Raw genomic sequence first — 26,702 nt, forward strand, 5'->3', positions numbered from 1 at the left:
TGCGGCGACCGCTCATCGACCGGCAATGTCGTCGACCGGTGACGCCGTCGGGGCGTTCGCGCGCCAGCCGCTCGACGGGCGTGCGATGCCTGCGTCGTCGGCGAGGGCGGCATAGGGGAGCGCGATCAGGTCGCCGCTCGCGATGTCGTCCGGAAGGTCTGCGCTCGCGGTGGCGGTCGGGTCGCCGGGGCCGGCGCCGAGTTCTGTGCGGATCGCGCGTGCGACTGACGCCCGGCCGATAAGGCGCGCCTCGGACCACGCCGGGTCGAGGGCGCCGAGGTCCGCATCGAGGGTGAGGCTGCGCGCGCGGCCGTCGAGGTGCTCGGATGCCTCGACCACGCGTACGACGACGACCCCGACCTGCATCGTCGGCGACGCGACGGTGCCGTTCGACCCGGGCACCGACGCGGGGGCGATGTGCACGGCCGGCGTCCCGCAGAGGTCCGTGAGGCGAAGGAGCGAGACACCGCCGACCTCGATGTCGCCGACGGTCGCGCGTGTGGCCCTCGGCCACCGATCGACCGCGATGGGGTCGGGGATCGTGCGCCGGAGCGTCGGCAGGATACGGGTGAGCGTCATGCGCGACCTGTGCGGGATACGCCTGCGCATGTTGCGCGGGATACGCCTGCGCAGGTTGCGCGGGATCCTTCGGACCCGGTGATCGGCGGCATGGTTCAGTTGTACGCCGACCACGCCCTCGTCACGCGTTTGTTACGAGATCCGAACGGGTCGGACCCGAATGCTCATGCGGACCTTACGCCGCGAGCTCCTCGCGGAGCTTCGCGGAGAGCTCGGCGTCGGTCGGCTCGGTGAAGTGCGTGCCGTCGGGGAACACGACGACGGGAATCTGCGTGCGGCCGCTGATCGCCTTCGCGCGGTCGGCGCCGTCGACGACGACCTCGAGGTCGACGTAGTCGTAGTCGACGCCCTCTCGGTCGAGCAGCGCCTTCGAGCGACGGCAGTCGCTGCACCAGGCGGCGCCGTACATGGTGATGCGGGCAGGGTTCAGGTCGGAGACCGCAGGGGAGGAAGTCATGTCTATAACCTACGTGGGTACCCTGTGCGGTATTCCCAGCGTCGGGTTCACGGCGGGAGAGGCGGGCGGCGCCCGGGGCTGGTGAGGTGTCAGGCGCCGATGCGGGCGGGCAGTTCGGCGCCGACGAGTCGGATGAAGGCGCTCAGCTGGGCGACGCCCTCGGCCCGGCGCGGCAACCCGTCGAGCAGGGCCGGCGAGTAGACGAGGTAGGCCGCCCACTTGGCGCGCGAGATCGCCACATTGAGCCGGTTCTTCAACAGCAGGAACTCGAGCCCGCGCGGAACGTCGTCGGCGGACGAGGCGGCGAGCGACACGATCGAGACGACGGCCTCCTGGCCCTGGAACTTGTCGACCGTGCCGACCGGCACATCGATGAACCCTGCGCCGTCGAGCGCGGTGCGCACGGTGGCGAGTTGCGCGTTGTAGGGCGTGACGACGATGAGGTCGGTCTGGGCGAGCGGCCGCGCGGAAGCGGGCATGGGCCCGGCGGCCGTGTCGACCGCCTCGGACCACGGACGCCCGAGCAGCGAGCGCACGATCTCGACGACGACCTCGGCCTCTTCGGGCGACGCCGTGCTGTTGCCGACGTGCGCGATCGGCACGGCCGTGAGCCCCGCGGCGACGCCCTCGAGCCGACGCGCAGAGGCGATCGGATGCGAGTGCAGTGCGTTCTCGTACGAGAGCCGTGACACCGGTGCGGCGACGTCTGGGTGCATGCGGCGGCTCTCGGCGAGGAAGTAACCGAACTCGGGCGGCAGCACCTCGTGCCCGTCGGCCACCCAGCCGAGCGCCGAGGTGTCGACGGGCTCGGGGTGCAGTGCCTGGCTCACCTGCGGCAACTGCTGCGGGTCGCCGAGCAACAGCAGGTTGCGGGCCGACACCGAGACGGCGATCGTCGACGCGAGAGAGAACTGGCCCGCCTCGTCGATCACGAGCAGGTCGAGTTCGCCGCGCGCCACACGCTTGGTGTTGCAGAAGTCCCAGGCGGTGCCGCCGATGACGTATCCGTGGCCGGCGTGGTCGTCGGCGAACTGGCGCAGGTGGTCTTTCTTGGCCAGCGCCGTGAACGTGAATCGCTCGATGTCGGATGCGTCTTTGACGGCCTTGCCGACCCGCTCTCTGCCGAGACCCGCGCCGATGACCGCGTCGAGCACGTTCTCGACGACCGCGTGCGACTGGGCGACGACGCCGATGCGCCACCCGTGGTCGGCGACGAGGCGCGCGATGACGTGCGAGGCGACGTAGGTCTTGCCGGTGCCCGGTGGGCCCTGCACGGCGAGGTACGAGTGCTCGAGCCGGCGCACCGAGGCGACGACCGCGTCGACGTACTCGCCGCCCGGCTCGTGCGGCACGAGCCCGCCCGTGGCGCGCGGCGCGAGCCGGCGCAGCACGTCCATGGCGGGGTTCTGCGGAAGCCGCGGCTGGGCGCCGGGGATCGGGTCGGCCCACGACGCGATCGCGTCGCGCAGCGCGTCGGTGTTCGGCGGGCGGCCTGGGGTGATCGCCATGGGAAGGGCCGACCACGTCTCACCGGCGACGCCCCGCTCTTCGACCAGGACGCCGGCCTCGGTGACTTCGAGGATGACCGCGTCGGTCGAGTCGCGCTGGCCCGGGCGCAGCGATCGCGCCGGGAACGGCGCCGGCCACTCGTAGAGCAGGAAGACATCGCTGCCCGGCGAGAACCGCGAGCCGGGTGCGATGTCGCCCGTGAGCAGCACCTCGCGGCGGGCGTTGTTCCACCGAGGCTCGCTGTGCCACGCCTGGGTCTCGCGCGAGGTGAGCGGATCGACGACGAGCACGTCGCGGTGGTCGTGCCAGGCTTCGACTGGCTGGTCGGTTCGCAGGAAGTGGCTCCACCAGAAGCTCTTCGCCTCGCGGGCGTGGTAGTCGATGGCGGCCGCGGCGAGCGCGAGCGCGGTGCGGTCGGCATCGCGGGCGGGATCGGTCGGGCCGGCGAGCTCGCGCAGGTGCGCGGCGAGCGGCGATGGCTCGTAGACCTTGCCGTCGGCCTGTTCGATGAGCGCCTGCATCGGCACCGAGGGCACGCCTTCTCGGCGGGCGAGGTCGAGGAGCCAGTCGCGCAGTCGCAGGGTCGAGAGGCAGTCGTACTCGTTGTAGTCGGCAAGGTCGTCGAGGATCGCCTGCGCCTCGACGGCAGCGTCGGGGCGGCCTGAATCGGCGAGTTCTCGCGCCCGAACGTATTCGGTGATCGAGTCGCCGCCCGACTTCACGTCGGCCTCGCGCTGTTCGGCCTCGCCCATGTAGAGCGGCTCGAGCTTCTTGATCGAGTACGACCGGCTGCCGACTCGAACCGCGCGCTTGACGATGGGGTAGAGATCGACGAGCACGCCGTCGGCCAGCAGTTGGTCGACGTCGGCCTCGCCGACGCCGTGGCGTGCGGCGATCGAGGTGAGGTGCGTGCGCTCGTAGCTCGCGTAGTGGTAGATGTGCAGGTCGGGGTGCACGGCCCGGCGCAGCTTGACGAACTCGAGGAATCTGAGGAGGGCCTCGCGCTCTTCGGCGAACGAGTGCGCCCAGAATGCGGTGTAGTGCTCGTCGGTGTCGACCATGCCCCACAGGTAGTCGAGGTTCCACCGGGTGCCGTCGCCCTCGGTGTAGAGCGGGTCGCCCTCGAAGTCGAAGAAGAGATCGCCGGGGCTCGGCTCGGGGATCGCGGCGAGCGCTCTGGCCTCTCGAATCGAGACCGGCGGCGGCAGGGGCGGATCGTCGGCCGTGCGCGTGCCCGCGGCCTCTGCGGCGAGCTGCGCGGACTCGGCCTGAAGCTGCAGTCGCGCCTGCTCGCGCAGCCCGTCGAGGGTGGCGTCGAGCACGTGCGGAACGGGGCCGACCGATGCCGCCAGCTCGTCGATCGTCGTGAGGCCGGCGGACGCGAGGTGTTCGCGCTGCGTGACGCGCAGCCCGCCGACCATGAGCACGTCGCGGTGCGCCTGCACCTCGAGCTCGCAGGTCGGGCAGCGACCGTCGTGGTGATAGCGCGGATCGCCCCAGGCGACCGGAGCGGAGTCGGCCACGCGATCGTCGATGATCTCGCGCAGGCGCGCGACGCGGTTGAGGTAGACGGGGGTGATGTCGTCGCGCTGATGCCGGCTCGTCGTGCCGTCGCCGAGCAGCAGGTCGACCTCGGGGTCGCACGGGATGCCGAGGCGGTCGAGCTGCTCGGCATAGGCCGCGAGCTGCAGCAGCGCGGTCACGCGTGCGTGTCGGGCGAGCTTGGAATCCTGCACGCGGTAGCGGCCGTCGGGCTGCCGCACGATGAAGTCGGCGAAGCCGATGAACCCGTCCTCGGCGAACGTCGCCTGATAGACGACCGCGGCGCCGGACTCGAGCGCTGCGACCGTGGCGGCGACGGCCGCCGCGACCGCGTCGGCGTCGCGCACGCTCGGCTGCTCGATCTCGACGACCGCCGCGCCGAACTCGCCGCGATAGCGCTCGAGCACGCGGCGCTCGTGCTCGTTGCCGAGCTGCCCCGCGCGCGCCATCATGGCGTCGCCGGCCGCCTCGAAGAGCGTGTCGCGGCCGAGCTTCACATCGAGCTCTCGCAGGAACGCGAACTCGCACTCGGACGCCTTCTTGAGGTCGCTCGCGCTGGTCACGACGGAACCGTCGAGCAGGTACATGCATCACCCCTTCCGTCGTGGATTCCCACCGTAACCGGAGCCGCCGACATCTCCGGCTTTCGGGGACGCGGCATCGTGGGTTGAGGAGGCGCGCCAGCGCCGTCTCGAAGCCCATTCGAGTGCGAGGGGTTTCGAGACGCGACCTCCTGCGTCGGGCGCTCCTCAACCCACGGATGGCGGGGCGAGCGCGCCGCGTTCGAGCCCGAGCATGCCCTCGACGGCATGCGAGATGAGCGAGCCGCGGTCGGCGGCGTCGCCCCAGCGCACGAGGGCCTGGGCGTTCAGCCCGTCGATCATGCCCAGCAGCTGCCACGCGGCCGCGGCCGGGTCATCAGTCTCGAATTCATTCGACGCGACGCCCGCCTCGACGACGCCGCGGATCATCGCCTGCCACGCGTCCATCTCGTCGCGGACGCTCGCGGCGAGCGCCTCGTTGCGCCGCCCCATCGCCCAGGCCTCGACCCAGATGACGGTGACGTCGACGCGGCTGCCGTCGAGCAGTGTCGCGAGCATGGCGGCGAGGCGCTCGCGCGGTGTCGGCAGCCCGGCGACGAGGGCGTCGACCTCGGCGAGCTCGGCCGCCACGATCGACGCGAACGTCGACGCGATGAGCGCCTGCATGTCGGGCTCGTAGTGCGCGACGAGCGCGGGGGCGACGTCGACGCGAGCGGCGACGGCGCGCAGCGTCACGGCCGAGAGCCCTTGCTCGAGGGCGAGCTCGTGGGCCGCGTCGGAGATCTCGGCGGCACGTTCGGCGGGCGACTTGCGAGCGGCCTTCTTGCGCGTGGGGCTTGACATGTTGACCTCAGTGTAGGTAACGTCACTGCATCTTATTGATCGTATGATCAATAGTAGATCGAGTCCCCGATCGTGTCGAGAGAGTCCTCAACGATGAGCAACTACGCACGCACCCCCGAGACCGCGCCGCCGCCCGCCGAAGGCGCCGGCCGCGCCGGTCACGTCGAGCGCCACGGCATCGACGTCATCCCGGCATCCGACCGCCATGGTCGCCCGCGCGAGCTGTTCTGGGTATGGATGTCGGCCAACGTCGTCTACCTCTACTTCGTGCTCGGCGGCGTGCTCGTGCTGCTCGGCCTCTCGATCTGGGAGGCGCTCGCGATCACGGTCGTCGGCAACCTCTGGTGGGCGGCGGTCGGATGGCTCGCGGTGAGCGGTCCCGCATCGGGCACGCCGAGCGTGGCGATCATGCGTGCCATGTTCGGCGTTCGGGGCAACCGCGTCTTCGGCGGCGGACTCGGGGTGGCGATCGGGCTCTTCTACGAGATCATCAACATCGCTGTCGCGACCCTCGCCGCGAACGCGCTGCTGGGACTGCTCGGCGTGCCGCTCCCCGCCGGCGCCGAGTGGGCCGTGCTCGTCGTCGTAGCGGCACTCAGCTTCGTGCTCAGCGTCTACGGCCACGCGACCATCCTGAAGCTCGCGCCGGTCTTCTCGGCCGCGCTCGCGGTCGCGTTCGTCGTCCTCGCCGTGTTCGTGCTCGGTGCCGCCGACTTCTCATACACGCCGGCGCCGATGCCGGTCGGCGACCACTGGGCGATGGTGCTGCTCGGCTACGCGATCGTCGCCTCGGGCCCGCTCTCGTGGGGAACCGGCGCCGACTACGCGCGCTACCTGCCGCAGCACACGTCGAAGCGAGCGGTCGCCTGGTGGACCGCGCTCGGCGGCTTCATCCCCGCCGTGCTCATCGGCGGCCTCGGCGTGGTCGCCGCCACCGCGATCGACATGACTGACCCGCAGCTCACGATCGGCGAGATCGTGCCCGCCTGGTTCACGCCGATCTTCCTCGCGATCGTCGTGCTCGGCAGCATCACGAACAACGTGCTCGTCGCCTACTCCACCGGCCTCTACGCGCAGGGGCTCGGCATCCGCGTCTCGCGCGCGACCACCGTCGTGATCACCGGCGTCATCGCGACGGTGCTGGCAGGCTGGTTCGTCTACATCGCGCCGAGCTTCCTCGACACGCTCAACGCCTCGCTCGAGCTGAGCGTCACGGTGCTCGGCCCGCTCGTGGCGGTCTACGCGGTCGACATCGTGCTGCGCCGCAACCGCTACGACGGCGTCGCGCTCAGCGACGAGCGGCGCACGAGCCCGTTCTGGTACTCGGGCGGATGGTTCTGGCCGGGCATGATCGCCATGCTCGTGGCCACGACCGTGGCCGTGCTCATGGCCAACACGACCCTCTACGTCGGGCCGATCGCGACCGCGCTCGGCGGTGCCGACCTCTCGGCGTTCGCCGGCCCTATCCTCGGCGGCGCGATCTACGCCGTGCTCTGGCTGACGACCTCGCCGTACCGCGACCCCGCGAGGCGCCCTGCGTCGACGGTGAACGCCGCGGCCGCGGCATCCGCAGACCAAGATGAGACGACGGCGGATGCCGCGACATCCGATACCCGCACCCAGGAGGTAACCGCATGAGCTGGCGCATGCCCGCAGAGACCACCCCCCACGAGCGCACGTGGATGGCGTTCCCGCGCGAGGGGCTGACCCTCGGCGAGGGTGAGGCCGAGCGCGAGGAGGGATACGCGACGTGGACCGCGGTGGCGCACGCCGTCGCCGAGTTCGAACCGCTCACGATGGTCGTCGACCCAACCGAGCTGGCGCGCGCCCGGCGCATGCTGTCGAGTGAGATCGAGATCCTCGAGGCGCCGCTCGACGAGTTCTGGATGCGCGACTTCGGACCCACGTTCGTGGTCGACGACGAGCGCCCCGGCGTGCTCGGCGCGGTCGACTGGGTCTTCAACGGCTGGGGCGCGCCCGAGTGGGCCGAATGGCGCAAGTCGGCCGAGATCGCCCGCTTCGTCGCGGCGCAGGTCGGCGCCGAGCTCGTTTCGAGCGTGCTCGTGAACGAGGGCGGCGGCATCCACGTCGACGGCGAGGGCACCGTTCTCGTCACCGACACCGTGCAGCTCGACCCGCGCCGCAACCCCTACGCCGACCGAGCCCGCGTCGAGGCCGAACTCGCCCGCACGATCGGCACGAACCACACCGTGTGGTTACCGCGCGGACTCACGCGCGACTACGACGACTTCGGCACCAACGGGCACGTCGACATCGTCGCGACGATCCCGTCGCCCGGCCGCCTGCTGCTGCACCACCAGCCGAACGCCGAGCACCCCGACTTCGAGGTCACGCGCGAGCTGCGCGAGCTGCTCGCCGACACGACCGACGCCGCCGGCCGCGCCTGGGACATCATCGACCTGCCCGCGCCCGAGACGCTGCGCGACCACGAGGGCTTCGTCGACTGGAGCTACGTCAATCACCTGGTCGTGAACGACGGCGTGATCGCGTGCGGGTTCGGTGAAGAGCGAGCGGATGCCTCGGCGCGCGAGATCCTCGCTTCTGTGTACCCGGGGCGTCGTGTGGTGACGGTCGATTCGCGGCCGATCTTCGCCCGCGGCGGCGGCATCCACTGCATCACGCAGCAGCAGCCGGTGGTGGCGCGATGAGCGGGTTCGACGTGGTCGAGGCCTCGATCGCCGACCTGCGCGCGGCACTCGAGTCGGGCCGGGTCTCGGCCGTCGAGCTGCTCGACGCGTACCTCGCCCGGATCGAGGCCTACGACCGGCCGCACACCGCGACCGCGCTCACCGCGCTCGTCGTGATGAACCCCGAGGCCCGGGCCGATGCCGAGGCATCCGATGCCCGCCGCGCCCGCGGCGAGACACTCGGTCCGCTCGACGGAATCCCCTACACCGCCAAGGACAGTTACCTCGCGCGCGGGTTGACCGCGGCGGCGGGTTCGCCCGCGTTCGAGCACCTGGTCGCGCAGCGCGACGCCTTCACGATCGAGCGGCTGCGGGCCGCCGGGGCCGTGCTCATCGGGCTCACGAACATGCCGCCGATGGCGAACGGCGGCATGCAGCGCGGCGTCTACGGCCGCGCCGAGAGCCCGTACAACGCCGAGTACCTCACGGCCGCGTTCGGCTCGGGCTCGTCCAACGGCTCGGGCACCGCCACCGCAGCGTCGTTCGCCGCGTTCGGGCTCGGCGAGGAGACGTGGTCGTCGGGCCGTGCGCCCGCCTCGAACAACGCGCTCTGCGCATACACCCCCTCGAGGGGTGTCATCTCGGTGCGCGGCAACTGGCCGCTCGTACCCACCATGGACGTGGTCGTGCCGCACACCCGCACCATGGCCGACCTGCTCGAGGTGCTCGACGTCATCGTCGCCGACGACGCCGACACGCGCGGCGACTTCTGGCGAGTGCAGCCGTGGGTCGAGATCCCGCGTGCCTCCGAGGTGCGCCCGCCCTCCTACCCCGCGCTCCTCCCCACTACCCCCACCCCCGCCACCCCAACCGCCTCCCCGACCCCCGCCCCTCTCACTCCGGGGGTGCTTTCGCGCCATATCGGGGCCGATTCACCGGCGACTGTGGCAGGAATGCACCCCCGGAACGAACAAACCGTGCTTGCGGGCAAGCGCATCGGGGTGCCACGCATGTACATCAACGCCGACCCCGAGGCAGGCACTGCGGCGCCGGGCGGCACGGTCGGCATCGGCGGACCCACGGGTGAGCGCATCGAGACGCGCGCCTCGGTGATCGAGCTCTGGGAGGCCGCGCGGCGCGACCTCGAGGCGGCCGGCGCCGAAGTGGTCGAAGTCGACTTCCCCGTGGTGTCGAACTACGAGGGCGACCGGCCTGGAGCGCCGACGATTTCGACCCGCGGCCTGGTGACCCCCCAATACCTGCACCGCGAGATCATCGACCTGTCAGCGTGGTCGTGGGACGACTTCCTCCGAGCGAACGGCGACCCGGCGCTCGACACGCTCGCCGGCGTCGACGGCTTGCGCATCTTCCCGCACCCCGAGGGCGCCCTTCCCGACCGCTATCTGAACTTCGACGACGACATCGCCGAGTACCCGGGCTGGGTGCGCGAGCACCCGGGCACTGCCCTCGTCGACCTCCCCGAGCTCGAGGCGGGCCTGCGCGGGCTCGAGGAGACCCGCCGGATCGACCTCGAGCAGTGGATGGACGGCCTCGGCCTCGACGCCGTCGTGTTCCCCGCGGTCGCCGATGTCGGTCCCTCCGACATGGACGTGAACGAGGCATCCGCCGATCTCGGCTGGCGCAACGGCGTGTGGGTCGCGAATGGCAACCTCGTGCCGCGTCACCTCGGCATCCCGACGGTCACCGTGCCGATGGGCACGATGGCCGACATCGGCATGCCGGTCGGGCTCACCTTCGCCGGCCGCGCGTATGACGACACCGCGCTGCTCGTGCTCGCCGCCGCGTTCGAGGCCACGGGCTCCCGCCGCACCTCGCCTCCGCGGACCCCGGCGTTGTGATCCGACCCTGAGGCTCGCACGGGTTTACGCTGGGCGCCATGGCGGTCAGTCGAACCCGCTCGGCCGTGTACTCACGTCGGCGCAAGCGTCGCATGGCGCGCGTCGCGCACGATCTCACCGACGGGCAGTGGTCGGCGCTCACCGCAGCATGGAGCGGGTGCGCCTACTGCCGCGCCGCCGACCGGCCGCTGCAGCGCGACTGCGTCCTGCCGATCTCGCACGGCGGACGCTACACGCTCGAGAACGTCGTGCCCGCGTGCGGATCGTGCAACGCCAGCAAGAGCAACGACGAGGTCACGTCGTGGATGCGGCGCAAGAAGCTCGACGAGCGCGCGTTCCTGCTTCGGCACCGCGAGATCGCGCTCGCGCTCTCGGCGGGGTTCGCCGACCCTGACCCCGTGACCCCGTGACCCCGTGACCCCGTGACGAGCGCGGCGCCGACCCGCCCTGTTCTTCCGGAGGCGAGGCGCTACAGCGGCCGGGAATCGGCGATCGCCTGCTCGAGGCGAGCAGGGCTGAAGAGTCGCAGTTTCGTCGCCGACTCGACATGCACTGGAGCACGGATGATCTCGCGTGCGATCTCCTCGAGTTTCATCGCTTCCGCACCACCGCCCGCCACCTCGGTCGTCACCAGCAGTTCGAGCACACCGTGGGAGGCCGCGCCTGTTAGGTCGCCACCGGCGAACTCGTCGGCGATGTGATCACCGTCCCAATCGAGGAGCGGCCGAGGATTCATCACCCGGATGTCGACGGCCTCGCGGCGTGCGAATGCGCGCATGAGTTCGCTGCGACGAAGCTCGAGCCGCTCGCGAACCGGGAGATCCTCGAATTTCGGCCCGCGAGCGGCCCCGCTGAAGACTGGGCTCCCGCCGCGGACATCGTTCTCGCCCGGGTCACCGCCTGCGCTCCTTCGCTCGGTCTCGTTGACGTCTCCGCCGTATCGACCTCGTGGTCGGTGTGTATCGGCGAAATCCGCGACGGCGTCGCGGAGAATCGCCTTCTTCGTCGTGTCGAGGTAGTAGGCCAAGTCATCCACGAGCCGACTTGTGGATTCATCGATTTTCACCGTCTTCTCATGCATCGCGCATCCCCCGGGTGGGGTTCCCCTTTCAAGTCCGGTGCCGAAGTGCCGAAGTGCCGAAGTGCCGGGCTTCGGGATCGATGCTCCCCACCGCGCGACCGAGGAGATGGGGCTCCGGCGGCGGTGTGGGAGAACGAAGGCAACTTCGCTATGTCGAGGACGAGTCCGCCGCGTCCCCGGATCGGATCGCACGCATCAGGAGCCCGATCGCCTCGCAAGCCCGCATTCGTAGGCGAGCACGACGGCCTGCACGCGGTCGCGCAGGCCGAGCTTCGCAAGGATCCTCGTGACGTGCGTCTTGACGGTCGCCTCACCCATGAACAGCTCGGCGCCGATCTCGGCGTTCGACCGGCCGCGCGCGAGCGCCCGCAGGACCTCGAGTTCGCGGCCGGTCAGCTCGGCGAGTCGGCGCGGCACCGCGTCACTCGGCGGTGGCTCGCGCACGTAGGACTCCACCAGTCGGCGCGTCACAGATGGAGCGAACAGGAGCTCGCCACTGTGCGACGCCCGGATGGCCGCGGCGAGCTCCGCCGGCGTCGCCGTCTTGAGCAGGAACCCGCTCGCGCCCGCGCGCAGCGCGCCGAAGACGTATTCGTCGAGGTCGAACATGGTGAGCATGACCACGCGGGCCTCGGGGCGCGACTCGTGTACGAGCCGGACCCCCTCGATGCCGTCGACACCGGGCATCTGCACGTCCATGAGCACGATGTCGGCACGGTGGGAGGCGGCTTCGCTTGCGGCTGACATCCCGTCGGTGGCCTCCGCCACAACTCGCAGGTCGGCCTCTGCGTCGATGATCGCGCACAGGCCGCGACGGATGAGGTGCTGATCATCGGCGACGAGGACGCGGATCTGCGCGGTTGAGGCCTCAGTCATGATCGCACCATGGGCTCGACGGGCATCGTCGCCTCGACGGCGAAGCCGCGGGCCTCCCGGCCCGCGCGGAACGCACCGCCGAGTTCGTGGACGCGCTCGGCCATCCCGGCCAATCCGAAGCCGCCCCCGATGCCGTCCGTGGCGACGGGGCGATCTATCGCGTGCCCGTCGTCGACGACCCGAACCGACAGCACGCCCTCCTCGACCTCGACCGAGATGCGTACATGCATCGCGTCGGAGTGCCGAACCACGTTCGTGAGGCTCTCCTGGACGATGCGGTACACGGTGTCCTCCAGTCCCGAGGGAATGGAACCCGCTTCGAGCACGATCTGCAGGCCGGTGCTCCGCAGGCGGTCGACCATCGCCGGGAGGGGGTCGCGGGCTGCCCCAGCGAGGCCGGGGCTGCCGATCGCACCCGAGTCGAGCAGGTCGAACATCATCGCGAGTTCGGTGAGCGCCTGCTCCGCCGTCGTGTCGATGGTGCTGAGCGCTTGGCGGGCGGCCGCGGGATCGCCATCGCGCAGCGCTCGCACGGCCGAGGCTTGCAGCACCATCACCCCGACGGCGTGGCTTGCGACGTCGTGCAGATCGCGGGCGATCCGCAGCCGCTCCTCGCGCCGGGCATCGTCGATGCGGGCATCGAGGTTCGCCCGGAGCTCGTCGGCGCGGGCCCTGGCCGCTCGGTCGGAGCGGTCGTGCGCCGACCACTCGTGTCCCGCGAAGGCCGGCAGCGCGATCAAGGCGACCGTGATCGGCACGTTCTGAGGATCGTCGACTGCGACCCACGCGATGGTGGCCGCGGCGAGCAGGGAGAGGCACGCCCAGTGGATCGGGCGGCCCGCAACGCCCGCAGACCATGCCAGCAGGACGATGCACAGTAGGGCGGTCGCGATGAACGGCAGCCACCCGATCGCGGCGAACCCGACGACGACGGCGGCCCCGCCCAGTGCCGGTGCCGTGAGGCGATTCCGCCCGAGGGTGCACACCGGCAGACCGACGGCAACGGTCCACGCGAGTGGAGACGACCTGGCGACCTCCGAGGTCCCGACCTCGACGACGCAGAGGGCGAGCAGCACCGCTGCGACGCCGATGTCGACGACCCACCGAGTGCGCCGCCGCGGAGCCGTCGCGGGGGTCGGCGCCGGCGCGGCCCGCAGGAGGCCGAGCAGCCACCGCAGCTCGGTCACGGCCTGCCTCCCGCGCGCGGCGATCGACTCGATGAGGTCGATATCGAGGTCGCGCTTCGCCGACGCGGCATCCGATCGCATTCCCTCCACCGCGTCCCTTAACAGGGCGAGCGCCTGTCCGCCGAGCCGGGCGCGTTCGTCGGCGACGATGCTGGCGGCGACGGATGCGGCATCCGTCGACTGCAGCCGGGTGGCCGTCGCTCGCGAATGCTCGGCCGTGCGCGCACGACGTTGCACGATCAGCCCGTACGCGAACACCGAGGCGGTCAGCAGAAGTGCGAACACGAGGGTGGCCGAGGGCGGCGGTGACTCGACGATCGAGCTCAGCGGGATGGCCAGCGCCACGGCGACGCCCGGCCAGAGCGGGGCGTGGCGGCCCAGCGCGTAGACGGCGATGAGGACCGGCGCGAGGAAGGCCGGATTGTCGTCGGTGACGTGCGTGAACGCGAGCGCCCACTGCAGGGCCGCCAGTCCCGCTCCGGCGGTCAGCGGCCGTTGGGGCAGCAGGAGGGTCGATGCGGCGGCCGCCGCCGCGGTCGGAATCGCCCAAGCCGTCGTCGGTACGAGGAACAGCCCCACCCAGAGCCCGCACGCGGCGGCCACGACGGTTTCGGCGATTGAGGGGCGGCGCAGCCTCATGGCGAGAGCGTACTGCCGCGCCCGTCGGCCCGCATCAGACGAACGTCGGACCCCGTATCCGACGTCAGGCGAGCGCCGTCGATCCGTGCGGTGCAACCGAGAGCACATTCGGGCGGATGTCGCCCATCGCCATTCAGCGGAGGATCAGGCCGACGCGGCGCCGCCGGCACCGCCGAGGCAGAAGGGGATCCACCATGAAACTGCTTCCACTCGCGGCGTTGGCCGCCGCGGCCGTGCTCTCCACGATCATGGCCGCGGACATCGTCTGGAACGCCCACAATTCCGACGCGGTCGGGCCATGGCTGGAAGGGTCCCATCCCTACCTGCAATCTGCCGTGAGCCTCGCGCACGGCGGCGTCTACGTGCTGCTCGGGGCGGCGCTCATTCAAGCCGGACGATCGATCGACGGCGGACGCGTGCTCGTGCGCGTGCTGCGCTGGATCATCATCGCCGGGTACGCGATCTTCGCCGCCTTGTACGGCTGGACGGGCATCATCGATCCCGGGTACACCCCCGACGGGCTGCTCGGTTCGGTAGTCAACGGGGCATTCCTCACCAGCCTGCTCGTGCCGGTCGTCTTGGGCTTCGCCCTGATCCGCCGACGTGAGCTCCGGCTCCCGGTGATGCTCCTGATCGCTCCCGTCGCCCTGCTGCCCTTGACGATCGTGCTGGGAATGGTCGGCACGTGGGGGCACCCAGGGTACATGGAGACCGCGGTCAACTTCGGGGTGGCGCTGCTCTGCATTGCCGCATCGACGTCCGCGAACCACGATGGCCGTGCTGACTCCGTTCCGACCATCGAGACCGCGGCGGCCTGAGAGCGCGGCGCGCCGCTAGCTCACGTCGAACGTGCGATCGTGCAGGCCCGTCGCGCCGTCGGGCACGACGCCGACGCGCTCGGCGGTCTGCACCTCGCCGTCGGCGCTGATGGCGCGCACTCGCACGGTGTGGGTCCCGGATGGGGCATCCGCCCATTCGTAGTGCCACTGCACCCACGTGTCGTCGGAGATCGCCGTCGCCAGGGTCGCCGCACGCCAATCGCTGTCGTCGAGTTGCACCTCGACCCCGGCGATGCCGACGTGCTGGTGCCAGGCGACGCCCGCGATCACGACGTCGCCCGCGGTGACCTGCTGGCCCTGCCGCGGCACGTCGATGCGGGACTGCAGCTTGATCGGGCCGCGTTCGCTCCAGCCGCGATCGGTCCAGTAGGCGGATGCCGCGTCGAAACGGGTGACCTCGAGATCGACGACCCACTTCGTGGCCGAGACGTACCCGTAGAGTCCCGGCACGACCATGCGCACCGGGAATCCGTGCTCGGCGGGGAGCGGCTCGCCGTTCATGCCGACGGCGAGGATCGCGTTGCGGTCATCCTGCAGCACGGTGAGCGGGGTCGAGGCGGTGAAGCCGTCGACACTGCGCGAGAGCACCATGTCGGCGTCGGCGCTCGGGGTGGCGCGCGCGAGCAGTTCGCGGATCGGGTAGCCCAGCCACACCGCGTTGCCGATGAGGTCGCCGCCGACCTCGTTCGAGACGCACGCGAGGGTCGTCACGCTCTCCTCGAGGGGGAGCGCGAGCAGCTCGTCCCAGGTGAGCGTCACCTCGCGGTCGACGAGGCCGTGGATGCGCAGGCTCCAGGTCGCGGGGTCGACGGCCGGTACCGCGAGCGCGGTGTCGATGCGGTAGAACTCCGTGTTCGGCGTGATCACGGAGGTGAGGCCGTCGATGCCGAGCTCGGCCGATGCGGGCACGGTCGCGCTCGTCGCCGCGCGCGGGAGTGTGATCGAGTCGCGGATCGCCGTGACGGCCCGCGTGCCAGCCTGCAGGGCGTAGCCGCCGAATGCGGCGAGTGCGCCGAGCACCGCGGCGCCGCCCGCCCAGCCGAGGAAGCGCCGTCGGTCGATCCCATTCGTTGGTCGAGGAGCGAGCGCCTCGGGATCCGCTGACGGAGCGTCGGGTCTCGAGACGCGTCCTCCTTCGCCGGGCGCTCCTCGACCAGCGGGGGTGACGCCTCCTTCGTCGGGCGCTCCTCGACCAGCGGGGAGCCGCCGCACGAGGAACTGCAACGCGAGCACGGCGCCGATCGCGGCGACCGCTGACGGCACGACGGCGAGCATCGTCGCGTTCGCGCGGGTCGCGGCGGCCACGGCGCCGACGACGCCGATGAGTCCGACGAGCACGCGACCCCATGGCGGCCTTCGCGCCTCGAGCACGCCGGCGGCGCCTGCGACGGCCACGAGCACGAGGCCGATGCCGATGAGCAGCGCGGCCTTGTCGGCCGTGCCGAACAGTGCGATCGCGGCATCCTTCGCCCACGACGGCGCGAGATCGATCAGCAGCGAACCGACGACCACGAACGGGCTCGATGCCGGCGCGACGATGGCCGCCGTGAGCTCGCCGAGCCCGGCCCCGAACGCGACCGATGCCGCACCCGCGATCGCGGGCAGCACCCAGCCGCGCACCGTGCCGCTCGTGTCGGGCATGCGCTCAGCGTACGACCGTCACCTGCGTACCGGATTCGAACTTCGCCGTGCGAGGCTGGGATGACCTGCCATGACCCGACGAGAGAGGTTCTCCATGCCCTACGCCATCGAGTACGACGCCATCGGCGACCCCGAGGTCCTCGAGTACCGCGAGGTCGAACGCGAGACGCCGGGCACCGGTCAGGTGCTCGTCGAGGTGCGTGCCGTCGGCGTCAACCCGATCGACTGGAAGATCCGCTCGGGTCGTCGCGCGTCGGGGCCGATCACCGGTCCGCGTCGCATCGGGTCGGATGCCGCGGGGGTCGTCATCGCCGTCGGCGACGGTGTCGACGACTGGGCCGTCGGCGACGAGGTGATCGTTTCGGGCGCGAAGGGCGCCTATGCGACCGAGGTGCTCGCCCCCGCCGCGAAGCTCGCCCGCAAGCCCGCCGCGCTCGGCTGGGAGACCGCCGCCGCACTGCCGATCCCGGTCGCCACGGCGCACCAGGTGCTCACCTCGCTCGGGGTGAAGGAGGGTGACACCTTCCTGCTCCACGGCGGCTCGGGTGCGGTCGGCCAGGCGGCGATCCAACTCGCGCGCAGGCTCGGTGCGACGATCATCGCGACCGCGAACGAGTCGAACCACGCTCGGGTCCGCGAGCTCGGCGCGATCCCGATCTCCTACGGTCCTGGCCTCGCCGACCGCGTGCGCGCGGTCGCGCCGAACGGGGTCGACGTGGCGCTCGACGGGGCCGGCACCGACGAGGCGATCGCGGTGTCGAAGCAACTCGTCGCCGACCCCGATCGCATCGGCACGATCGTGCTCGGGGGGCGTGCCGCCGAGCTCGGCATCCACGCGTGGAGCGGCGGCAACCCGATCCCGCTCACGCCTGAAGAGCAGCAGTTGCGCATCGACGCCGTGCCGCTGGCCGCCGAGCTCGCCGCGAACGGCGAGTTCGACGTCGAGATCGCCGCCCGTTATCCGCTCGCCGAAGCGGCCGACGCGCACCGGCAGAGCGAGGCCGGCGGCCTGCGCGGCAAGATCATCCTCATCCCCTGACCTCGTTGGTCGAGGAGGTCGCGCAGCGACCGTCTCGAGACCCGGTGCTGGGGTCTCGAGACGGCGCTGGCGCGCCTCCTCGACCGACGGGCACGGCGCTGGCGCGCCTCCTCGACCCACGGGTGACGGCGCCGGCGCGCCGACTCGGCCGGCGCTACTCGGCCGGCGGGTGCGCCCGCACGAACACCGCCGTCGGCGCGGCGAGCGACGCGCCGATCTCCGCGGCCGACCGCTTCACGCCCTTGACCTCGAACGAGTGGCCGCCGCCCTCGAACCACTGCACCACCGCGTTCGGACCGACGCGCCGCGCGACCTCGTCGAGCTGTTCGTTGGGGGTCGCGAAGGGGTCGTTGGTGCCCTGCAGGAACAGCATCGGCACCGAGATCCGGGGCAGGTGCTCGTCGCGCGGCTTGTCGGGTTTGCCGGGAGCGTGCAGCGGGTAGCCGAGGAACACGAGTCCAGCGGCCGACATGCCCTCGGCCACGGCCATCGACGCCATGCGCCCGCCGAACGACTTGCCCGTCGCCCAGATCGGCTCGTCGGTGCTGCCGGCGTCGACGGCACGCGCGGTCGCGACATCCGTCACCGCTCGCCAGGCTGCGATCGCGGCCGGAGGACGATCGGGGAACCGGCGTCCCGCCTCGCGGTAGGCGAAGTTGAAGCGCAGCGTTGCGAACCCGTCGTCGTTCAGCGCACGCGTGTAGCCGGAGAGGAACGGATGCTCCATGCCCGCGCCTGCGCCGTGTGCGACGACGATCGTCGCCGATGCGCCGTCGGGACGCGCGTACACGCCCGAGACCGGTGAGCCGTCGATCTCGATCGTGATCGGTTCCTCGCGTGCGCCCATGGGTCAATGCTGCCGCAATCGCGCGCCGGGTGTCCGCTGCGGCCGGCCGGCCGGCGCAAGATGCCGGCGTCCTCAGCCGGCGCCTACGACCCGAATGCCTCGAAGGGGCCGCCGACGCCCTCGATGATCTCGCCGGCGCCGTCGAAGAGATCGCCGACCGAGGCCGTGAGCTGCAGTACGCCGCCGGCCGCGTCGAGGGCGTCGGCGATACCGACCGTCACCTCTGCGAGGTCGCCGGCGTCTGCGCCGCGCGTGTCGGCGGCGGCGGCCTCGAGCCGGAGCTTCGCGATCCACTCGCGCTCGAGCCCGAACAGCACTGCATAGGGGAGCAGCCGCTCGTGCAGGTGGAACCGTGCGACGGGCTCGGTGTGCGTCGGCGCGTCGGCGGGGTGGGCCGGGACGGCCGAGCCCGCGGCGGCGCCGGGGCCTGCTGGCTTCCCGGCCCCCGCCCCGCCCGAGCCCTGCCCGGCCGGAACGGTCGCGCCCGGGGCATCCGCTCGCAGTTCGGCGCCGCTCGGCGACTGCAGGGCACGCAGCCGGTCGGCCTCGGCGAGCGCGAGGTATTGGCGCAGGCCCGCGAGATGCTCGCGCTTCGCCTGCGCGGGCGGCAGGTACTTGCGCCACCACGGCGGGGTGACGAAGATCGTCGCGATCGTGGCCGTGAGCGCGATGAGGGTGATGATGAGCGCCGGCAACGAGTTGTTGAGGAGTGCGAACACGATCAGGAGCGCCTCGACGAGCATGCCGAGGTACGCGAGCAGCCTGAGCGCGCCACCGGGCCAGCCGACGCGGCGTTCGCCGATGAGCCCGTCGCGGGCCAGCGCATGCTCGATGCCGAGCAGCAGGATCTTCAGTCGGCCCGCCAGTGCGCGTCGATCGCTCGAGAATCGCCGCACCCGCGTGCTCGTGTGGTCGGGGCCGAAGAGCGCGTCGAGCAGCGACAGCTCTTCGGAGGTGAACACGGCGCCCCGCTCGACCTCGACGCCGATGGGGTCGCGTCGGCCGCTGCCGGCGAGCAGGCGCACCTTGCGCTTCACGGCGAGATCGATGAGGGCAGCGGATGCCGCACGCCGGTCGGCATCGACGAGCAGGGCGTCACGCAGCACGGTCGAGTTGCGCTCGGGTGCGTACTGCACGACCCGCGGTGTCACGTGCTGCGTCGCGACACCGCGCGCGACGATGCCGAGCACGAGGATGACGGCCGCGGGCGCGAGCCCGAACACGATTGCTGCGGTGAGCACGCGCCCAGTCTAGGGATCGACGGCCCACCGTCGCCTGCTCTGTCTTGCATGCGTGAGACGCGCGGGGCGCGCTGCCGAGGATGTCGGAGGCCGAGCGTACCGTGTGTGCCATGACGAAGCAGATGCAGCAGAACACCCCGGTTCCGGTGCTCGACGAGCCGTGCCCGCGGTGCGATTCCTCGTCCGTCCGTGCGATCGTCTTCGGCCCGCTCGACTTCGAGGTCGAGGCCGCCGACCTGTCGGGGGCGCTCACGCTCGACGAGGGGCCCATCTTCGACTGCCGCGAGTGCGGGTTCGAGTGGGGCCTGGCCGTGCGCGACCTGCTCGCGTGAAACATCCGGTGGTCGAGTAGCGAAGCGTATCGAGACCCTGCGCCTCACCAGCCCTCGGTGAGCACCCGATCGAGCATCGCCACGAAGAAGTCGGCACTGGCGCGCTCGATGACGAGCGGCGGTTTCGTCTTGAGCACGTTCTGGTGGTCGCCGGTCGGTTGCATGATGACGCCGAGTTCGAGCAGGCGGTCGCAGATCGCCCGGGTCTCCTCGGTGGCGGGCTCGAGGGTGTCGCGGTCGCGCACGAACTCGACGCCGAGGTATAGGCCGAGACCGTGCACGGCGCCGATGATCGAATGCCGCGCCGCGAGCGCCTGCAGCCGTGACTTCAGGGCTGAGCCGACCTCGGCGGCATGACGCTGCAGGCCCTGCTCGCGGTACGCATCGAGCACTGTGAGGCCCGCGACGCTCGATGCCGGGCTTCCTCCGGTCGACGAGAAGAAGTATCCCTGCGTGCGGAACCGCGTCGCGATCTCACGGGTCGTGATGACCGCGCCGAGCGGATACCCGTTGCCCATCGCCTTCGCAACGGCGACGATGTCGGGCACGACACCCTGCTGCTCGAAGCCCCAGAACCACTCGCCGAGCCGGCCGTAGCCGGCCTGCACCTCGTCGGCGATGGCCAGGCCGCCCGTTTCGCGCACCGCACGGTAGATTCCGTCGAGGTAACCGTCGGGCAGTGGGATGCCGCCGGCGTTGCCGTAGAACGTCTCGGCGATGAACGCGGCCGGAGGTGAGCCGGCGGCAGCCAGTTCCCGGATGCGATCCACGGCCTCGGGCCCGTACCGACGGGCCTCGGCCCCGCGGTGACGACCACGGAACGAGTTCGGCGCCTCGACCACGTGCACCCAGTCTGGGCGTGTCTCGAGCGCGCTCGGGTTGTCGGCGATCGACGTCGAGACGGCGTCGGAGCCGAGGGTCCACCCGTGGTAGGCCTCGGCGACCGAGACGATGTCGCGCCGGCCGGTCGCGGCGAAGGCGACGCGAAGGGCGAGGTCGACGGCCTCAGAACCCGAGTTCACGAGGAACACGGTGTCGAGCGGGTCGGGCAGCAGGTCGGCAAGGCGCTCGGAGAACTCGACGACCGACCCGTAGTTGAAGCGGGAGTTGGTGTTGAGGCGTCGCAACTGCCCTGCTACCGCTTCGGCGAGACCGGGGTGGCCGTGACCGAGCGGGGTGACGTTGTTGACCATGTCGAGGTATGCGCGGCCCGACGTGTCGACGAGGTGCTCGCGCCAGCCGCGTTCGATCCGCGGGGGTGCGTCGTAGTAGTGCTCCTGCACCTCGGCGAACGTCGCATCGCGTCGCGCGATGAGGTCGGCGGCGTCAGTTGGTCGAGGAGCGCCCGGCGAAGCCGGACGCGTCTCGAGACCGGCCCTCAGACCCAGCAGCTCGGTGGGATCCTCGGTCGCCGCGAGCCATCCCGCCGCATACTCGGGACGCACGAGGTGCGGCGCTTCGGCGTGGCCGAGCCGCACCCGGATGCGGGTGCGCGCCGGCGCCACCCATGCGCCGTCGGCGTCTCGCGGGGCGCCCTCCACGACGAGTTGCTCGGACGCCGCGAGCCGCTGCGCCTGCGCGTACCAGACGTCGATGCCGGTGGGCACGGTCGCCGGCGACACGTGCGCGAGGGTGCGGCTTGCGGTCAGCCGCGGCGTCGCTCGTTCGAGCCATGCGGCGGGCGCGCCCGCGTCGAGCTCCCCGAGCGTGAGCCGCTCCTCGAGGGCCTCGCCGTCGAGCCACGCGCCCGCGTCGACGGCGTCGGCGAACACCGACACGTCGAGCCGAACGGCATCTGAGTGGGTTGAGGAGGGAGCGGAGCGACCGTCGGTTGAGTGGGTTGAGGAGGGAGCGGAGCGACCGTCGATTGAGTGGGTTGAGGAGGGAGCGGAGCGACCGTCTCGAAACCCTGCGCGCACGACTTCGGACTCGGTCGCCGGGTCTCGAGACGCGTCGCCGCTTCGCATCGGCGCTCCTCGACCTGCAAGAGCCACGCCGAGCGCATCGGCGAAGATGCCCATCATCACCGCGCTCGGGACCGAGACGGCCTGCTCGAACATGCGCCACTCGCGCTCGACTCCGGCCGCCGCGTAGGCGTTCGCCCCACCGTCGAGCTGCACCTGGTGCTCGCCGCTCACCACGAGCACTGCGCCGCGCAACACGACGAGCGGCCAGATGGCCGCGACCTCGGCCGCAGAGAGCGGACGCAGTTCGTGGAACGCCCGCACCGCGGGGAGCACCGACGCCGGCTCGGCGCCGGCATGGTGCAGCACCGACGAGATCGTGATGGCGAGCTCGGCCACCGCCCAGCTTTCGGTGACGTCGCCGAAGTCGATCACGCCGTCGGGCGTTCGGATGCCCCGATCAGCGCGGCAGACGACGTTGTCGTCGGTGAGATCGAGATGCACGGCCTGCATCGGAAGGTCGGGTGCGAGCGACGCGATCGTCGCCCAGGCGGATGTCGCGGCATCCGTCACCCGCGCGCGCCTCGCCGGATCGGGATGATGGCGAGCGAGCAGTTCGACCACCCGGTCGGCGTGGCGCGGATCCCACTGCAGCACCCGGTCGAGGCCGGCGTGCGTGAAGCGGGCGAGGGCGAGGCTCGTGCGCGCGGCGAGCCCGCCCATGCGGGCGATCGCTGCGGGCGAGAGGTACCGGCTTCCGGTGAGCGTGCCGCCGGGGAGATACTCGATCAGCCGCACGGCGAGCGCGCCCTCGCTCGTCTCGACGGTCGCCCGGCGCGGGGCTCCGCTGGCGTCGAGCGTCGTCGTCGCAACGCGCAGCTCGGGCCAGGCCGCCGCGATGCGGGCGGCCGCGGCGTCCTGGGCAGCGAGTTCTGCGGCGGTGAACGCGGGGTTCGTGATCTTCACGACGCCGAGCACCCTGTCGGGGTCGTCGCCCGCTCGGGCGAGGAAGTTCTGGTCCTGCTGGCTGCCGAGCGGTTCGAGCGCGACGTCGAGTCCCCACTCGGCTGCGGCGATCGCGGCGACCTCTGCGGCGGGCAACGACGGCGCCGGCAATTCGCCGGCAGCGAAGAAGTCGAATCCGGAGGCACTCTGCGTCATCGTCACTCGCCTTTCCCTCAGTTCCGTGACTGGTCGATCACGAGTTCGGCGCGGATCCGGCGCAGGTCCTCCATGAGCGAGCCGACGAGGATCCAGTGGCCCGACGCCGGCGGGCGCACCACGAGGGGTGCCGTCAGAGCCGGGATGGCCGACGTCGGCGGCTCGGGGTCGACGTCGGCCAGGTGCACGGCGAGGCGCACGTCATGGCCCGCGCGGCGCAGTTGCTCGGCGATGGCCTGCACGGCCGGCTCGTCGGCGACCGAATCGTCGTAGTGATCGAAGAACGCCCGCGTCATGCCGATGACCTGGGTGACGATCGGGCCCAGCCGATCGAGCAGCGCGCGCATCTCGGCCAGCTCGGTGCGATGCGCCGACCGGCGCGGGTTCAGGGTCAGCGACTCCTCACCGTCGGCGATCGACGCGTCGGCGGCGTCGCGCATCGGACGCATGAGTCTGGCTTCGAGCAGCAGTTGGTGTACCTGTGCCGGTGACTGCGGCGACTCGAGTGCGCTCGCCAGACGGTCGAGCGATGCCGCGAGCTCGCCGCCGAGCAGGGCGAGGTCTCGTCGCGCGGGTGCGACCGCGACGGGCGGCACGATCAGGACGTTCACCACGACCCCGATCGCCGCGCCGATGAGCGTCTCGACGATGCGCTGCAGCGAGTACTCGGGCGAGGCGGCGCCCAAGGCGAGCACGAGGATCGCGCTGATCGCGACCTGGTTCGAGGTGCCGGGCGTCATCTTCAGGCCCCAGGCGATGAGCATCGCGGCGACGATGGCGATGAGCACCACCCAGGCGTGCTCGCCGAACGCGAGCGAGAGGCCCGTCGCGACGATCACGCCGAGGATCACCCCGATGGAGCGCTCGATGGCCTTGCCGAACGACTGGTTCACGCTCGGCTGCACGACGAGCAAGGCCGCGATCGCCGCGAAGATCGGCAGGGGGCCCGGCATCAGCAGGCTCGTGATGAGCCATGCCGCGATGGTTGCGACCGACGCTTTGAGCACCTGCAGCACCGGCAGGCGCCTGGACGCGCGGAACATGCCCATGAAGCCCATGCGTTCAACGCTAGCTGTCGGCCCGCATCTCGGTGCGCGCGCGGATGCCGTGCCGCGGGTCGAGGTCGTCGGCGGGTCGTGCCAAGATCGGGTGTGGCCGACCGACTGATGCTCCTCGACACCGCCTCGCTCTACTTCCGCGCGTTCTACGGCGTGCCCGACTCGCTCAAGGCGCCGAACGGCACACCCGTGAACGCGGTCCGCGGGCTGCTCGACATCATCGCGCGACTCGTCGCCGACTTCGAGCCGACGCATCTCGTCGCGTGCTGGGACGACGACTGGCGGCCGCAATGGCGCGTCGACCTGATCCCGAGCTACAAGGCGCACCGCGTCGAGGCGGCCGTGCCGGGCGGGGTCGACGTCGAAGAGACGCCCGACCCCCTCGACGTGCAGGTCCCCCTCATCCGCGAGGCGCTGGCACTGCTCGGCATCGCACGGGTCGGCGCCGCCGAACACGAGGCCGACGACGTGATCGGCACGCTCGCGACGGGTGCGAGCATGCCCGTCGACGTGGTGACGGGCGACCGCGACCTGTTCCAGCTGGTCGACGATGCGGCATCCGTTCGCGTCATCTACACCGCTCGCGGCATGAGCCGGCTCGAGGTGCTCACCGACGAGACGGTGGTTGCGAAGTACGGCGTGCTGCCGCAGCAGTATGCCGACTTCGCGGTCATGCGCGGCGACGCGTCCGACGGGTTGCCGGGTGTCGCGGGCGTCGGCGAGAAGACGGCGGCGTCGCTGCTCAAGCAGTACGTCGACCTCGAGGGCATCATCGCGGCCGCGAGCGATGTCTCGTCGCCGATGGCTGCGGGCATGCGCGCGAAGTTCGCGGCGGCGGGCCCGTACCTCGAGGTGGCGCCGACGGTCGTCGAGGTCGTCCGCGACCTCGAGCTCGGCGAGTTCGACGCTCGGCTCGAACCCGTGACCGGCGAGCGGCGGGCCGCCGCCGAGATGTTCGCGGAGCAGTGGAACCTCGGCGGCTCGATGCCCCGAGTGCTCGCGGCGCTCGACGGCGTCGCGCGAGCCGAGTAGCGCCGCCGTGTCGCCGGTCGAGTAGCGCCGCCGTGTCGCCGGTCGAGTAGCGCCGCCGAAGGCGACGCGTATCGAGACCCCGACACTCCGGGCCCCGAAGCCCGCGTCGGCGGTCAGGACTAACGTGGCGACATGCCTACGCTCGCAACCGACCTCGATCGACTCGGCGCAGAGTTCTGGGAGTGGCGTGACGCCACCTCGTTCCGCACCTCCGACGACATTCCGCGCGTCGAACGGCCCGACGGCTGGCTGCCGCGCTTCGATCCCGCAGCAGTCGAGGAGTTCCGCCTCGCCCTCGACGGATTCACCGAGCGCTGGAAGGCCATCGACACCGCAGGCCTCGAGGCGCTGCCCGTTGCGGTGCAGGTCGACCACCGGCTGCTCGGCGCCGCGATGGCCCGCGTGCACTGGGAGCTCGCGGTGCTGCGCAACTGCGAGCGCGACGCCGTGTTCCTCACGTCGCAGGTGCTCGGGCCGTGGTTCGACCTGCTGCTCCCGCCGCTGCCGTTCGACGCGCGGCGGCAGTCCGACCTCGTGCGCGTGCTCGAGGCGATTCCGGGCGCGGTCGGGCAGGCGATCGCGAACCTCGAGCGCGCCGGCGTGGCGACGCTCGCTCGGGTCGCGGCGGCAGACCTCGTCGATATCGGCGCTCGGCTGGGGCGCTCGGTCGACGCCGTCGTGCCGCTGACCGATGCCGCGACGGCTGCCGCGCTCAGGGCCGCCCGGCCCGCGGCGAGCGAGGCGCTCGAGCGATACCGGGCGTGGCTCGCGACATCCGCCGATGGGCTGGGTGCCGACGTCATCGTCGGGCGCGAGGCGTTCACTTGGTACCTGCGGCACGTGGCGCTCGTCACCCACGAACCCGAAGAGCTCGTCCGTGCCGCGATGCAGGACTACCGGCGCAGCGTCGTCGCCGAGGCGGCGACGCGCACACGGTACCGCGACGTGCCCGAGGTGCCGCTTGCGGCGTCGGCCGAGGCCGAGTCGGCAGCCGAAGCGACCGCCGAGGCCGAGGTGCGGGCGCTGTACGAATCGGCCGACCTGCTGAGCCAGCCCGCCTCGTTGCGCCGCTACCGGTTCGCGCCGACGCCTGCGTACCTCGAGCCCATCGCGTTCCTCGGCGTGAACGATGACCTCACAAGCATCCGTCGCGTCGCCGACGACGCGACCTCGTACGTGCCCGACCCGGCACCCGACCTTCCGTACTTCGACGCCGCGAACGCCCGCGACCCGCGGCTCGGCATCATCCACGAGGGGGCGCACAGCCAGCAGCTCGCGCTGTCGTGGACACAGCCGAACCCGCTGCGCCGGCACTTCATCGACTCCGTGGCCAACGAGGGCATCGCGCACTACAACGAGGAGCTCATGCTCACGGCTGGGCTCTTCGCCGATGCCCCGCACTCGCAGGCGATCGTGCACAATTTCATGCGGCTGCGCGCGCTCAGGGTCGTCGTCGACGTGAACCTCGCGACCGGCGCGTTCAGCCTGCCCGAGGCGGTCGACTTCTTCGTGCGCATGGTGCCGATGGACGTCGAGACCGCGACCGAGGAGACGTCGTACTACGTCGCGACCCCCGGGCTCGCGATGTCGTATCTCGTGGGCAAGCACGAGGTGATGCGGCTCGTGGCCGATGCCGCCGTCGCGGCCGCGCTCGACGAGGCCGAGTTCTCGTTGCGCGACGTGCACGACTTCGTGTGGCGCAATGGCAACGTGCCGATGTCACTGCAGCGCTGGGAACTGCTGGAAGACCGATCCGACGTCGACCTGATCGACGCGGCAGGGCCGTGGTGGGTATCGGCGCCGGTCGGGGGTGGCGTCACCGCGCCGTGACCCGTGCCCGCGTTTC

21 protein-coding genes are annotated in these 26,702 nt (G+C 71.3%); 9 read left to right on the forward strand and 12 right to left on the reverse strand.

What is annotated here, in order from left to right; all coding sequences use genetic code 11:
- Positions 1-12: 12 nt before the first annotated feature.
- The 4 genes from LQ757_RS03710 to LQ757_RS03725 all read right to left on the reverse strand — a co-directional run bounded on the left by LQ757_RS03710 (position 13) and on the right by LQ757_RS03725 (position 5,472).
- On the reverse strand, positions 13-579 hold the full coding sequence (locus LQ757_RS03710; protein WP_231045849.1) for a hypothetical protein: 567 nt from the start codon (positions 577-579) through the stop codon (positions 13-15).
- A 175-nt stretch (positions 580-754) separates the two neighbouring features.
- Positions 755-1,036, reverse strand: a complete 282-nt coding sequence (locus tag LQ757_RS03715; protein WP_231045850.1) for a glutaredoxin family protein — start codon at positions 1,034-1,036, stop codon at positions 755-757.
- Positions 1,037-1,125: 89 nt separating this feature from the next.
- On the reverse strand, positions 1,126-4,674 hold the full coding sequence (locus LQ757_RS03720) for a TM0106 family RecB-like putative nuclease (protein ID WP_231045851.1): 3,549 nt from the start codon (positions 4,672-4,674) through the stop codon (positions 1,126-1,128).
- Between the two features lie 162 nt (positions 4,675-4,836).
- On the reverse strand, positions 4,837-5,472 hold the full coding sequence (locus LQ757_RS03725; protein WP_231045852.1) for a TetR/AcrR family transcriptional regulator: 636 nt from the start codon (positions 5,470-5,472) through the stop codon (positions 4,837-4,839).
- 93 nt (positions 5,473-5,565) lie between these two features.
- Here LQ757_RS03725 and LQ757_RS03730 point away from each other — a divergent pair, with 93 nt between their 5' ends.
- From LQ757_RS03730 to LQ757_RS03745, 4 genes are read left to right on the forward strand one after another with little or no spacing between them, the layout of a single operon-like run.
- Positions 5,566-7,110: a purine-cytosine permease family protein gene (locus LQ757_RS03730; RefSeq protein WP_231045853.1), complete on the forward strand. Its 1,545-nt coding sequence runs from the start codon at positions 5,566-5,568 to the stop codon at positions 7,108-7,110.
- Entirely contained in the window at positions 7,107-8,141 is a 1,035-nt protein-coding gene (locus tag LQ757_RS03735) for an agmatine deiminase family protein (RefSeq protein ID WP_231045854.1), read from the forward strand. Before LQ757_RS03730 ends, LQ757_RS03735 begins: the two co-directional genes overlap by 4 nt.
- Positions 8,138-9,979, forward strand: a complete 1,842-nt coding sequence (locus tag LQ757_RS03740; protein ID WP_231045855.1) for an amidase — start codon at positions 8,138-8,140, stop codon at positions 9,977-9,979. Before LQ757_RS03735 ends, LQ757_RS03740 begins: the two co-directional genes overlap by 4 nt.
- A 38-nt stretch (positions 9,980-10,017) precedes the next feature.
- On the forward strand, positions 10,018-10,389 hold the full coding sequence (locus LQ757_RS03745) for an HNH endonuclease (protein WP_231045856.1): 372 nt from the start codon (positions 10,018-10,020) through the stop codon (positions 10,387-10,389).
- Between the two features lie 59 nt (positions 10,390-10,448).
- Here the strand turns inward: LQ757_RS03745 and LQ757_RS03750 are convergent, their stop codons facing one another.
- The 3 genes from LQ757_RS03750 to LQ757_RS03760 form a co-directional block, all read right to left on the reverse strand.
- A complete protein-coding gene (locus tag LQ757_RS03750; protein ID WP_231045857.1) occupies positions 10,449-11,015 on the reverse strand; it encodes a hypothetical protein in 567 nt (188 codons plus the stop codon).
- Between the two features lie 240 nt (positions 11,016-11,255).
- Positions 11,256-11,936, reverse strand: a complete 681-nt coding sequence (locus tag LQ757_RS03755; protein WP_231045858.1) for a response regulator — start codon at positions 11,934-11,936, stop codon at positions 11,256-11,258.
- Positions 11,933-13,762: a sensor histidine kinase gene (locus LQ757_RS03760; RefSeq protein WP_231045859.1), complete on the reverse strand. Its 1,830-nt coding sequence runs from the start codon at positions 13,760-13,762 to the stop codon at positions 11,933-11,935. The genes LQ757_RS03755 and LQ757_RS03760 overlap by 4 nt, the downstream gene beginning before the upstream one ends.
- 194 nt (positions 13,763-13,956) lie before the next feature.
- Here LQ757_RS03760 and LQ757_RS03765 point away from each other — a divergent pair, with 194 nt between their 5' ends.
- Positions 13,957-14,580, forward strand: a complete 624-nt coding sequence (locus LQ757_RS03765) for a hypothetical protein (protein WP_231045860.1) — start codon at positions 13,957-13,959, stop codon at positions 14,578-14,580.
- Between the two features lie 15 nt (positions 14,581-14,595).
- Here LQ757_RS03765 and LQ757_RS03770 read toward each other — a convergent pair whose 3' ends face one another.
- Positions 14,596-16,242, reverse strand: coding sequence for a molybdopterin-dependent oxidoreductase (locus LQ757_RS03770; RefSeq protein WP_231045861.1), 1,647 nt, complete (start codon positions 16,240-16,242; stop codon positions 14,596-14,598).
- Positions 16,243-16,336: 94 nt separating this feature from the next.
- Between LQ757_RS03770 and LQ757_RS03775 the strand changes: the two genes are divergently transcribed.
- On the forward strand, positions 16,337-17,281 hold the full coding sequence (locus LQ757_RS03775; RefSeq protein ID WP_231045862.1) for a quinone oxidoreductase family protein: 945 nt from the start codon (positions 16,337-16,339) through the stop codon (positions 17,279-17,281).
- A 154-nt stretch (positions 17,282-17,435) separates the two neighbouring features.
- Here LQ757_RS03775 and LQ757_RS03780 read toward each other — a convergent pair whose 3' ends face one another.
- On the reverse strand, positions 17,436-18,128 hold the full coding sequence (locus LQ757_RS03780; protein ID WP_231045863.1) for an alpha/beta hydrolase family protein: 693 nt from the start codon (positions 18,126-18,128) through the stop codon (positions 17,436-17,438).
- An 83-nt stretch (positions 18,129-18,211) separates the two neighbouring features.
- On the reverse strand, positions 18,212-19,369 hold the full coding sequence (locus LQ757_RS03785) for a DUF2207 domain-containing protein (RefSeq protein ID WP_231045864.1): 1,158 nt from the start codon (positions 19,367-19,369) through the stop codon (positions 18,212-18,214).
- 110 nt (positions 19,370-19,479) lie between these two features.
- On the opposite strand from LQ757_RS03785, the gene LQ757_RS03790 reads away from it, so the two are divergent.
- Positions 19,480-19,701 carry a hypothetical protein gene (locus LQ757_RS03790; protein WP_231045865.1) on the forward strand — a complete coding sequence of 74 codons (222 nt, stop codon included), beginning with the start codon at positions 19,480-19,482 and terminating at the stop codon, positions 19,699-19,701.
- A gap of 44 nt (positions 19,702-19,745) precedes the next feature.
- On the opposite strand, the gene LQ757_RS03795 is transcribed toward LQ757_RS03790, so the two are convergent.
- Both LQ757_RS03795 and LQ757_RS03800 read right to left on the reverse strand, forming a co-directional pair.
- Positions 19,746-22,766, reverse strand: a complete 3,021-nt coding sequence (locus LQ757_RS03795; protein WP_231045866.1) for an aminotransferase class III-fold pyridoxal phosphate-dependent enzyme — start codon at positions 22,764-22,766, stop codon at positions 19,746-19,748.
- Positions 22,767-22,783: 17 nt separating this feature from the next.
- Complete coding sequence (locus LQ757_RS03800) at positions 22,784-23,824, reverse strand: FUSC family protein (protein WP_231045867.1); 1,041 nt, start codon at positions 23,822-23,824, stop codon at positions 22,784-22,786.
- Positions 23,825-23,917: 93 nt separating this feature from the next.
- Here LQ757_RS03800 and LQ757_RS03805 point away from each other — a divergent pair, with 93 nt between their 5' ends.
- Together LQ757_RS03805 and LQ757_RS03810 are read left to right on the forward strand one after the other, a co-directional pair.
- A complete protein-coding gene (locus LQ757_RS03805) occupies positions 23,918-24,856 on the forward strand; it encodes a 5'-3' exonuclease (RefSeq protein WP_231045868.1) in 939 nt (312 codons plus the stop codon).
- 132 nt (positions 24,857-24,988) lie between these two features.
- A complete protein-coding gene (locus LQ757_RS03810; protein ID WP_231045869.1) occupies positions 24,989-26,686 on the forward strand; it encodes a DUF885 family protein in 1,698 nt (565 codons plus the stop codon).
- The last annotated feature ends 16 nt before the right edge of the window (positions 26,687-26,702 follow it).

The sequence above is a fragment of the Agromyces cavernae genome, assembly GCF_021044935.1.
GTDB lineage: Bacteria > Actinomycetota > Actinomycetes > Actinomycetales > Microbacteriaceae > Agromyces > Agromyces cavernae.